Source organism: Streptomyces torulosus (assembly GCF_001419765.1).
Lineage (GTDB): Bacteria > Actinomycetota > Actinomycetes > Streptomycetales > Streptomycetaceae > Streptomyces > Streptomyces torulosus.
The window spans coordinates 1-10,208 of sequence record NZ_LIRK01000100.1; the positions used below are offsets into that span (position 1 = coordinate 1).

General features: G+C 70.5%; 13 protein-coding genes. 5 read left to right on the forward strand and 8 right to left on the reverse strand.

Annotated elements, in window-relative coordinates:
* Window positions 1-569 (forward strand): hypothetical protein (locus AOK23_RS08030; protein WP_055712057.1); only part of this gene is annotated, 569 nt, incomplete at its 5' end.
* A 324-nt stretch (window positions 570-893) separates the two neighbouring features.
* On the opposite strand, the gene AOK23_RS08035 is transcribed toward AOK23_RS08030, so the two are convergent.
* Window positions 894-1,232: a DUF6233 domain-containing protein gene (locus AOK23_RS08035; RefSeq protein WP_055712058.1), complete on the reverse strand. Its 339-nt coding sequence runs from the start codon at window positions 1,230-1,232 to the stop codon at window positions 894-896.
* 91 nt (window positions 1,233-1,323) lie between these two features.
* Here AOK23_RS08035 and AOK23_RS08040 point away from each other — a divergent pair, with 91 nt between their 5' ends.
* Window positions 1,324-2,331 (forward strand): DNA polymerase Y family protein, encoded by a 1,008-nt coding sequence (locus AOK23_RS08040; RefSeq protein ID WP_055712059.1) that lies wholly within the window; start codon window positions 1,324-1,326, stop codon window positions 2,329-2,331.
* Between the two features lie 32 nt (window positions 2,332-2,363).
* Complete coding sequence (locus AOK23_RS08045) at window positions 2,364-2,810, forward strand: DUF6292 family protein (protein ID WP_055712060.1); 447 nt, start codon at window positions 2,364-2,366, stop codon at window positions 2,808-2,810.
* A gap of 42 nt (window positions 2,811-2,852) precedes the next feature.
* Here the strand turns inward: AOK23_RS08045 and AOK23_RS08050 are convergent, their stop codons facing one another.
* The 7 genes from AOK23_RS08050 to AOK23_RS08080 all read right to left on the reverse strand — a co-directional run bounded on the left by AOK23_RS08050 (window position 2,853) and on the right by AOK23_RS08080 (window position 8,390).
* Window positions 2,853-3,215, reverse strand: a complete 363-nt coding sequence (locus AOK23_RS08050; protein WP_055712061.1) for a hypothetical protein — start codon at window positions 3,213-3,215, stop codon at window positions 2,853-2,855.
* 86 nt (window positions 3,216-3,301) lie between these two features.
* Complete coding sequence (locus AOK23_RS08055; protein WP_055712062.1) at window positions 3,302-3,610, reverse strand: DUF6300 family protein; 309 nt, start codon at window positions 3,608-3,610, stop codon at window positions 3,302-3,304.
* A gap of 204 nt (window positions 3,611-3,814) precedes the next feature.
* On the reverse strand, window positions 3,815-4,123 hold the full coding sequence (locus AOK23_RS08060) for a sulfurtransferase TusA family protein (protein ID WP_055712063.1): 309 nt from the start codon (window positions 4,121-4,123) through the stop codon (window positions 3,815-3,817).
* The gene (locus AOK23_RS08065; RefSeq protein WP_055712064.1) at window positions 4,120-5,382 is read right to left on the reverse strand and encodes an MFS transporter; all 1,263 of its coding nucleotides are present in this window, start codon (window positions 5,380-5,382) and stop codon (window positions 4,120-4,122) included. Before AOK23_RS08065 ends, AOK23_RS08060 begins: the two co-directional genes overlap by 4 nt.
* A gap of 36 nt (window positions 5,383-5,418) precedes the next feature.
* A complete protein-coding gene (locus AOK23_RS08070; protein WP_063791301.1) occupies window positions 5,419-5,985 on the reverse strand; it encodes a carboxymuconolactone decarboxylase family protein in 567 nt (188 codons plus the stop codon).
* 84 nt (window positions 5,986-6,069) lie between these two features.
* Window positions 6,070-6,930 (reverse strand): trans-sulfuration enzyme family protein, encoded by an 861-nt coding sequence (locus AOK23_RS08075; protein ID WP_206336147.1) that lies wholly within the window; start codon window positions 6,928-6,930, stop codon window positions 6,070-6,072.
* A gap of 356 nt (window positions 6,931-7,286) precedes the next feature.
* Complete coding sequence (locus AOK23_RS08080) at window positions 7,287-8,390, reverse strand: cupin domain-containing protein (protein WP_055712066.1); 1,104 nt, start codon at window positions 8,388-8,390, stop codon at window positions 7,287-7,289.
* A 203-nt stretch (window positions 8,391-8,593) separates the two neighbouring features.
* On the opposite strand from AOK23_RS08080, the gene AOK23_RS08085 reads away from it, so the two are divergent.
* Window positions 8,594-9,553, forward strand: coding sequence for a carbon-nitrogen hydrolase family protein (locus AOK23_RS08085; protein ID WP_240496304.1), 960 nt, complete (start codon window positions 8,594-8,596; stop codon window positions 9,551-9,553).
* A gap of 26 nt (window positions 9,554-9,579) precedes the next feature.
* The coding region (locus AOK23_RS44670; RefSeq protein ID WP_055712068.1) for a fumarylacetoacetate hydrolase family protein at window positions 9,580-10,208 on the forward strand (629 nt) is incomplete at its 3' end.

A 10,208-nucleotide genomic window follows, 5' to 3' on the forward strand; every position in this document is an offset into this window, starting at 1 on the left:
CCACCCGCCCCACCCCGTCAACGCGGACACCCGCAGCCCTCCACGAGCGCGCCGCACGCGACCTGTGGGCCCTGTGCCAGAGCGTCATCCACGACGACGACGCCGCCCAGCGCATCGCCCGCTTCGACACCACCTGCGATCCCGGCGGCGCCCTCGCCTTCGCCTGCCTGCTGGTCCTGGCCGACCGCGAGGAAGGAGCCCAGTTCTGGTGGCAGTTCGCGGCCGGCGCCGGCAACGCCACCGGCGCCCTGTGCCTATACCTGCTCCACCTGCGCCGCGGCGAACTACGCGACGCCCGACACTGGGCCCGGCAAACCGCAGCCCTGGAGGACTGGCCCTGCCAGTACACCCCGGTCCCCCACGAAGTCGTCGACATCACCGCGCCCGCCGACGGTATCGCCGTCCACATCGACCTGCCGCACCACGCCGCGACCGTTCCTGAAGAAGCAGTCAAGGGCGCGATCCGGAACCTCGACGTGCCACGGCTCGACGACTTCGGCCCCATCCCCCAGCCCAGCCCGCAACTCGCCCATCGGCTCGAAGACCTCGTCACTGCCGGCGCCGGATAGAGACCCGCAGAGGTGAAGCAAGGCCGGCACGGCCTGGAGGTGTACTTCCAGGCGGCAGCCGCCGCGCCAGAAGTCTGGAGGAGGTCCCCTTCACGCACATCGAGCACCTGAAGTTCGACCTGTAGACCTCCCGAAGAGCCGCGAGCCCGGACCAGTTGGTCCGGGCTCGCTTGCGTATCCGCGGGGAGGGCCGGATGCACGTGACTTCGCAACCAGGCGTGCCGATGGGCACACCCCTGCAAGCGTCGGTCGAGGCTGTGAGGCGCGCACGCGAGGCATCTGAGGGCCTTGTTCGGCGGCCTGGCTGGGCCGACCGCGCGAAGGTCAGTCGAAGATGCCGAGGTGTCGATCAGGTCGGCAGTGTCTGCAGGCTCGCAGGCCTGAGGCGAGCAGCCGGCGGGCTTCGTCGCGGTCGACGGGGCGGCGGCGTTTGCCCGCGGCGTAGCAGCCGCCGGTGTGGAGCTCGATGGGCGGGCGGCCTACTCCGATGCCGAGTTCGACCATCCAGTCCGGTTCCGGGGGCCGACGCTGGCGGCCGCGTTCGGCCTCGGCTTCCCGCTGCCGGACGGCGGTGATCTTGCGGTCGATCCGGTCCAGCCAGAGGGCGTGCCAGGTCCTCAGAGTGAGCAGTCGCTCCAGGTCGGATGGCAGGTCGTCGCGCATGAGTGGTTCCCAGGTTCCTTGCCGCGCGGGCCGGACCCTCGCGTGTTCGAATGATAGTTCGATAACGTGGGGTGGAGGAGGTGGGAGTGTCATGAGTACGGGTGAACCGGCATGCGGGGTGTCGACGGTGATGCATGTGCGCTGCCCGGACCGGCTGTCGGAGGAGGTCTACCGGCAGGTCCTGGAGCAGCTCGCGGACATCTCCCCGGTCGTGCAGGCCTTGCCGCCGTCGGCGGCCCTGGTGGAGCTCCGGGGCGCGCTGAACTATCACGGTGTTCCGGCCGGGCGGCTGGGGGAGGTGCTGCGGGTGCGTACGGTCGCCCGGCTCGGTGTCGACGTCCGGGTCGGCATCGGCCCGACCATCACCGTCGCGGCCACAGCCTCCGCCCAGGTCCCGGCTCCCGGCGGCGTCCTCACCGTCGGCCCCGACGAGGTCACCGACTGGCTCGGACCGCTGCCCGTCCACGCCCTCCACGGCATCGGCCCGCGCCAGGCGGAGGTACTGCGTACATACGGCATCCACTGCGTCGGCCTGCTCGCGGCGGTGCCGCCCGCCACCGTCCAGCGTCTGCTGGGCGGCCGCGCCGGACGCCTCGCCGCCGACCGGGCCCGCGGCATCGACCCCCGACCCGTCATCCCTCGCGCACTGCCCGCCTCGACCACGACCCGCTGCTCCTTCTCCCGGCACACCCTGGACGGCGCCGAAGTCCGTGCCGCCCTGCTCGACCTGGTCGTCCGGCTCGGGCAGGACCTGCGGCGGCGGGGCCAGGCGGCCCGCGCCCTGCGGCTGACTCTGACGTTCGCCGGCGGTGCCACGTGGGAGACCACCCGTCGGCTGGCCGCGCCGTCCGCGCACGCCGACGACCTGCGTGTCCTCGCGTACCGGCTGATGGACGCGGCCGGCCTCCAGCGCGGCCGCCTCACCGGCCTTGTTCTCAGGGGCGAGGACCTGGTCGACGCCGACCGGGTCGCGGAGCAGATCAGCCTGGACGAGGCGCGCGAGGCGCGGCTGACGGCGGAAGCGGTCAGCGACCGTATCCGGGCCAAGTACGGGCCCGGCTCGATCGGCCCGGCCGCCGCGTTCCGGCACGTCTCCTGACCACCCCCGACCCCCGCCTGGAGGAGAGAACCGTGCTGCTTCACCCTCCGGGGCTCCTGCCGTACGAGCTGCTGCCGCACTGGCCCTACGCCCGTGCCGTCGACCAGGACCTCACCGAGCGCGGCATCCCGCCGGGTTCCGTCCGCGTCGAACGCACCGGCCGCGAGCACGGCGAGACGATGTACATCGTGTTCGGCTGGGACGTCAGTCGGACCGTCCGTCCTGGCGGTATCCGCCTCACCTGGCAGGAGGAGACGGGCTGGTCGTACGCCTTCCTCGGACGGCTGGGACGTGTGAGTCCCTGCGGTCCGCTCAGGCCGCTGCACCGGGTCTTCTCGTTACCGGAGTCGATCGGCGAGGTTGCCGACATGCTGGTGCGGTCTAGGCACACGCCGTCAGGGTCGTACGGAGCTGAGTGGGAGGGCGCTGATGCCGTCCGCGCCGCGATCGGTGCGTTCCGGAGCGGTGTTGTCGGCTAGCCTGCGACGCGGCGGGGCCGTAGACCAGCATGTCCGCGACGGCTACGCCGCCTCTTGGCCCTCGCCGTCCTCACGTTCGAGGGCATGCTTGAGCTGGGAGCGGGCATCGAGCCGTTCGGGCCCGGCGACGTCGTTCCAGAAGGCGTGCGTGAGGATCACCCCGGTGAGGTCGCGTTCCTTCTCCCGCAGCACGGCGACCTCCTGCTGCTCCTGCTCCGACCAGCCCGGCGAGTCCGGGTACGCACGGGAGGTGGCGAGCCAGTAGCCCTCGGGACGCTGCCATGCCTCCATCGGTTCGACGGAGTACGGCAGCCGCTCGTACAGGGCGGTGAGGTCGGCCCGCACCTGGGTGAGTTCCTGCTGCGCTGCGATGAGGTCGCCGGGGAAGTCGTACGTTGTCGCCACAGCCCCAACAGTAGTTCGACCCGGCGGCCGCGCTGCCCGTACGACGCGGCGGCACTACGCGCCCGGCAGCTTCTGCCGATGACGGCTCAGGGCTGGTCGGGCGGGGTGTCCTGCAAGTACCAGCCGTGGGTGGCCATGCACTCCTTCGTCCACTCCATCAGCAGGTGCGAGCCCTCCTTGACGCGACTCGCGTCATGACCGCCACGGTCGGCGAACCACTGCACAAGAAGGCCGGCCGCCGGGCGGTCCACGTCGCCGGTGTCGCACACCGGGCACAGCTCCAGGTGGATCGGCCGCCCGTGTTCGTCGTCCTGCGGCGCCACCCCGCTCATAATGAGGTCGCCCCGGCAGCGTGAACACTGCGGCAGCCGGTCGGAAAGCCTGAGCAGATCCATGGCCAGTCCCCTTGCTCTGGACGTGGCCCTCCACCCAAGACCCACTGACCTGTGACGTCAACTGTGACGACGCAGCTTTGGGACTGCGCCGGCTGTCGCTGGGCCGAGGGATGTGCGCTGTGTAGTTGGCAAAGATGCAGTAGGACAGTTGGCAAGGCGGGGTCACGGATTGCGAGCGAATCCGTCTGGCGAGGGGAGAGGCGGCTACCTGTCGGGATTATCCGCATGCCAGGGGGCGCCGGCTCGGGTGGGGCGTGCGCTGGCGGCGATCCGCAGGGCGTACACCGGCCGTTCGTCGTCGGGGACGGGGCCGAGGTAGTGGTGGCCGGTCATGTGGCACCAGGCGGGCAGGTCGAGTGGTGCGGCCGGGTCGGTGGCGATGACGTGGACGACGGTGCCCGGCTGGGCTCCGTCGATCTCCTTGCGCAGGCGCAGCAGGAGGGTGACGCAGAGCAGGCCGGTGCCGTCGACGGTGATCTCGGGTGCGGGGGTTTCGTGGTTCGTGGGGTTCATCGGCGGTAGGCGGTGGCGGCGACGGCGGGCAGGAGGGCGAGGGAGAGGGCTCCGCCGGTGAGGGCGAGGGCGGGGTAGCTGGTGGCGGCGACCATGATGCCCGAGGTGATGCCGCCGGTGGCGCCGGCGAGGGCGATGGAGACGTCGACCAGTCCTTGTGTCTTGGCGCGGGTGGCGAGCGGGACGGTGTCGGTGATGATCGCGGTGCCGGAGACGAGGCCGAAGTTCCAGCCGAGTCCCAGGAGGGCGAGGGCGAGCGCGAGGAGGGCGACGGAGTCGCCGGGGGCTGCGGCGGCGAGGATGCCGGCGGCCAGGAGGGTGATGCCGGAGGCGGCGGCGATCTTCATGCGGCCGTAGCGGTCGACGAGCCAGCCGGTCAGGGGTGAGGGCAGGTACATGGCGCCGATGTGGATGCCGATGACGAGGCCGGAGGCGGCGGTGGAGTGGCCGTGGTCGTGCATGTGGACCGGCGTCATCGTCATGATCGCGACCATGACGAGCTGGGTGAGGATCATGACCAGCGCGCCCAGGACGACGCCTCCGCGGCCCTCCCCCGTGTCGGCGGCGGCATCGGCGGCCGGGTTGGCTGCGGCGTCGGCTTCCTTGGCCTGGGCGACGGCACGGGCCAGGAGTAGCGGGTCGGGGCGCAGCCAGAGGGCGAGGACGAGCGCGGCCAGCGAGTAGGCGGCGCCGGAGATGACGAAGAGTCCGGCGAGGTGGGGGATGCCGAGGTGTTCGGCGAGGGTGCCGGCGGGGGCGGCGAGGTTGGGTCCGGCGACGCCGCCGAGGGTGGTGGCGACCAGGACGGTGGAGACGGCGCGGGCGCGGCGGCCGGCCGGGGCGAGGTCGGCTCCGGCGTAGCGGGCCTGGAGGTTGGTGGCGGTGCCGGCGCCGTAGACGAACAGGGCGATGAACAGCAGGACGGGGTTGTCGAGGACGGCGGCGGTGATGACGCCGGCTGAGCCGATCGCGCCGGTGAGGTAGCCGGTGGCGAGGCCGGGGCGTCGGCCGCGGGCCTGGGAGATGCGCCCGACGACGACGGCGGCGAGCGCGGAGCCGGCGGTGAACAGGGCGCTGGGCAGTCCGGCGAGGCTGGTGGAGCCGAGCATGTCCTGCGCGAGGAGGGCGCCGACGGTGACGCCGGCGGCTAGCCCGGCGCCGCTGAGGACCTGGGAGGCGACCAGGACACGCAGGATGCGGCGCTGCGCTTGGGCGACGTCGGGTATGGAGGCGGGGATGGCGGGTGCGGGGCTGGTCATGTCTCTTCCTGCGTGCGGCGGTTGGCAGTGGGTGCGTCAGGGGGTTGTGGTTGCTGGTGGCGTCCACTGCTGGTCGTGCCACGCCGGGTCGACGGGTGTGTGGGTGAGGTGGTTGGTGTAGTTGGACAGGGTCTTCATGCCGACGCCCAGGACGATGTCCAGGATCTGGCGGTGGGTGTGTCCGGCGGCGAGGAAGCCGGCGATGTCCTGCTCGTCGGCCCAGCCGCGCTTGTCGACGATGGCCTGGGTGAGGCGGCGTACGGCTTCCAGTGACGGGTCCTGCAACGGGGTGGCATCGCGTAGGGCGTTGACGTCGTCCGGGGTGAGACCGGCGCGCAAGGCGAGGGTGGAGTGCGCGGCAACGCAGTGCGGGCAGGCATTGGCGACGCTCGCGGTGACCAGGACGACCTGCTGCGCGGCCTTCGGCAGGGAGGAAGCGGCGAACTGCTGGGCCAGGGCGGTGTAGCCAGCCAGGAGTTGCGGGGATTCGGCCATGACGGCGTTGAGGGTGGTGAGGAAACCCATGCGTTCGCGGGCCGCGGCGAGGTGCGGGAGGGCCTCGGCGGGTGCGGTGGCCTCGTCGTGGAGGGGGAAGCCGGTCACGGGATGGACGCCTTTCGTGCAGAGGTCGTACGGGACGCCCACCGGGCCCTCGTACAGGTCCGGTGGGCGGAAGGAAGAGGGCTGTCAGGCGGTGTCGAGGGCCTGGGCGAGATCGGCGATCAGGTCGTCGGCGTCTTCGAGGCCGACGGACAGGCGGACCATGCTGTCGGCGATGCCCCGCTTGGCCCGCTCGGCCGGGTCCAGGCCGTGGTGGGTGGTGGTGATGGGCTGGGTGACCAGGGACTCGACTCCGCCGAGGCTGGGCGCGATGGCGAACAGCCGCAGCCGGTCCACCACCGCGGCGGTCTGCTCGGCGTCCGCGTCCAGGACAGCGCTGAGCATGCCGCCCCCGCCACGCATCTGCGCGTCCACGATGCGCTTCTGCTCGCCGGTGGCCAGCCCCGGGTAGTGAACGTGGGCCACGCGCGGGTGCGTGGCGAGGAAGGCGGCGACGGCAGCGGCGGTGTCGTTCTGCGCGCGGACCCGGACGGGCAGGGAGCGGAGGGAGCGGGCGAGGAGGAAGGCGGTTTCGGGGGCGATGATCTGGCCGAGGTTCTTGCGCCACCCCGCCACGGGGGCGAGGTGTTCGGCGGGGCCGGTCAGGACGCCGGCGGTCAGGTCGGAGTGCCCGCCGAGGTACTTGGTCGCGGAGTGCACGACCAGGTCCGCACCGTGGGCGAGAGGGTTCTGGTTGACCGGGGTGGCGAAGGTGTTGTCCACCACCGTCAGCGCGCCGACCGTGCGGGCCTGGGCGGCGACGGCTGCGATGTCGAAGACGGTCAGGGTGGGGTTGGCCGGGGTCTCGAAGAACACGATCCGCGTCTGGCCGGTCAGCACCTCGGGCAGCGCCAGATCGTCCAGGAGGCGGGCGGTCAGCGCCTCCACTCGCCCACGCAATGCCCGCATGCGGCCCGGAGTGAAGTGCGGCTGAAGCAGTGACCGCATCCGCGCATGGTCGGTATTCTCCGTGTCGTAGTTGCCCAGCGGGCCTCCGAACAGGGCTGATTCCCCGGAGCGCGCCGCGTTGTCCGGGTCAGGGTGGGACCGGCCGAGCCCGGAGGTGGAGGCCTGCTCCCCCTGATCGGCTGGCGGCTATCGGTCTCGGTTCTGCGGAGCAGTTCAGGGCGCTGCGGCTGCAGCCCCGGCGCGGTGGGGGAGTCGCAGAGAGTCCCGAAGCCGCCCCCCTCGGGCCTGTGCGGGGCGCGAGCCTGGAGTCCATCCGTGATGCGGCCGAGGGGCGGCGGGCGGGCGCCTGCCGACGCCGACGGCGAAGTGGTGCCGGTGGGGCGTGGTCGTGGTCGTCACCCCGCCTGGTGACCGCTGTTGTCGGTGTAGGTCTCTTCCCGGAAAAGCCCGAGGCTCTTGATCATGGGGAAGTCGTTGAAGGAGAAGAGGAAGGCGTCCTCGGCCGGGTCGTCATTGGCGTGCTCGTGCCAGGCCCAGGAGGGCACGCAGAAGATGTCGTTCTTCTTCCAGTCGAACCGGCGCCCGCCGATGACGGAGTGGCCTCGACCCTTGGCGACCTGGTAGATCACCGAGCCGGTGTGCCGGTGGGCCTTCGTCGCCTCGGCGGGACGCAGCAGCTGCATGTGTGCGCCCATGGTCGGCATCACCGAGCCGCCGGTGACCGGGTTGACGTACTCCATGATGACGCCGTCGTACGGAGAACCGTCGCTGACCTTGGCGAGGTCGGTGACGGCTTCGTGGGTCTGCTCCCAGGGATAGGCGAGGAGCGGTGAGTAGGCCTTGCTCCAGCGGCGCCCGTCGGGCTTGAGGATTCCGCCACCGTGTTCGAGCAGCGAGGTATTGGTGACGCGGCCGGGCACCTGGTGCAGGTCCGGGTGAACCTCGTAGAAGTTCGCGTCGAGGGCGTTGACCAGCGGGATGTCCAGACCGTCCTGCCAGATCACCGGGTTCTCGTCGGACTCGTTGCCGTGTTCGTGCCAGGTGCCGTTGGGTGTGATGGCGAAGTCGCCCGGACCGACCTTGAGCCGGTCGCCCTCGACGATGGTCCAGGCTCCCTCGCCCTCTATCACGAACCGCAGCGCGGAGGCCGCGTGCCGGTGGGCGGTCATCGACTCGCCCGGATTCATGATCTGCAGCCCGGTGTAGAGAAGGCCTGCAGCGGCACTCAGCTCCTTGCGGCCTTCGTTCACCAGCATCACCACGCGGCGCCCGGCGTCCTCGCCGCGCACCAGGTCGGCCGACTCCAGCACGTGGGGACGAAGTCGTTCGTAGCTCCAGTGCATGGGTACGGACTTCGGCTGCGGATACCAGGGCTCTATCTCGTTCGCCACGGTCCAGAGGGCGCCGGCGCCGAGCTTCTCGAGCCGCCCGTAGTAGGCCACAAGCTCAGGTGAGTCGCCGACGTTCGCCCGGCCGATCACATCTTCCTGCTCAGCCATCTCTTGAGTCTCCTTCACGGCCGACGTCAGTGCTTGCGGGGAGCGCGTGGCCCCCGTCACCGGGTGCCGGTGGGTGGTCGATCTCGTTACCGAGAACGCTAGCTTGATATTTGATCAAATGCTAGAGTCTGCTCGTGTCGGATGGTCCAGACGCCGGTTGAGAGGCCCCTATGCCCGACTTTCCACAGTTTCGAGCCGCGGCCGTGCAAGCCGCCCCCGTCTTCCTCGATACCGCGGCCACGATCGAGAAGGCATGCGGCCTGATCGCGGAGGCCGCCCGCGGGGGAGCCTCTCTGGTGGCCTTCCCCGAGGCATTCGTCCCCGGTTACCCCTACTGGAACTGGACCATGTCCCCGGTTCAGGGAAGCCCGTGGTTCGAGCGGCTCTACCGTGCCTCCATCGACGTCCCCGGGCCGGAGGTCGATGAGCTGCGGGCCGCCGCCCGCGCCGCCGGCTGTCACGTCGTCATCGGCGTCAACGAGCGCGACCCCCGCTCGATCGGCACGCTCTACAACTCCGTGCTGTTCATCGATGACGAGGGTGAGCTGCTCGGAGTCCACCGCAAACTGGTGCCCACCTGGGCCGAGAAGCTCACATGGACCGGCGGTGACGGCAGCTCGCTGCGTGTGTACGACACCTCCGTCGGGCGGCTGGGCGGTCTGGCCTGCGGCGAGAACACCAACACCCTGGCCCGCTTCAGTCTCCTCGCGCAGGGAGAGACCGTGCACGTGGCGAACTACATCGCCCTGCCCGTCGCCCCTGCCGACTACGACATGGTCGAGGCCATCAAGGTCCGGGCCGCGGCCCACTCGTTCGAGGGCAAGATCTTCTCGGTCGTCGCATGCTCCGCGATCACCCCCGAGATCGTCGAGGCGGTCGCTCATGACGGCGAGTCACGCGCGCTGCTGGAGCGCCCGCACGCCGCCTTCAGCGGCATCTTCGGGCCGGACGGCCGCCTGCTCACCGAACCGCTCATCGATGACGAGGGCATCGTCTACGCCGACATCGACGTCGCCAAGTGCATCCAGCCCAAGCAGATGCACGACATCACCGGCCACTACAACCGCTTCGACATCTTCCAGTTGCATGTCAACCAGGAGCCGCAGCGCAGGCTCGTCGTGCACGAGTCCGGCGATCCCGCGCCCCTGCCGGCCGACCTGTAACCCACCCACCCCACCACGGAGTTTCCATGCGATTCCTCATTTTCAGCACCGCGATCGACGGCGACCGCCGCCTTGGCCTTTCCTTGCCCGATGGCACCGTCCTCGATCTGGTCGCCGCACTCGAGGGCGCCATCGCAGTGCCCGCCACCCTCACCGAGTACATCGCTGCGGGCCCCGCTTTCCATGAACAGGTCCGCGAGGCCGTCGCCGCGAACGCTTCCTGGCCGGACGACGTCATCCGACAGCATGATCAGGTCGTGCTGCACGCCCCGTTGCGTCCCGGCAAAATCATCGGCGTCGGCCTCAACTACGTCGAACACGTCGAGGAGTCCAGCCGTTCCCTGGACACCGACAAGGACGTGCCCACTCGACCGGTGCTCTTCAGTAAGCCCGGCACTGCCGTCATAGGCGCCGGCGAGCCGATCCTGCACAACAGCCGCCTCACTGCCCAGCTCGACTGGGAGTGCGAACTCGCCGTCGTCATCGGAGCATCGGCGCTCTCCGTAGCGGAGAGCGACGCCTTCGCTCACGTCTTCGGCTACACGATCCTCAACGACATCAGCGCCCGAGACCAGCGCCGCTCGGGCCAGTGGTTCTTCTCCAAGGGCCAGGACAGCTACGCCCCGCTCGGCCCCGTCGTCGTCACCGCCGACGA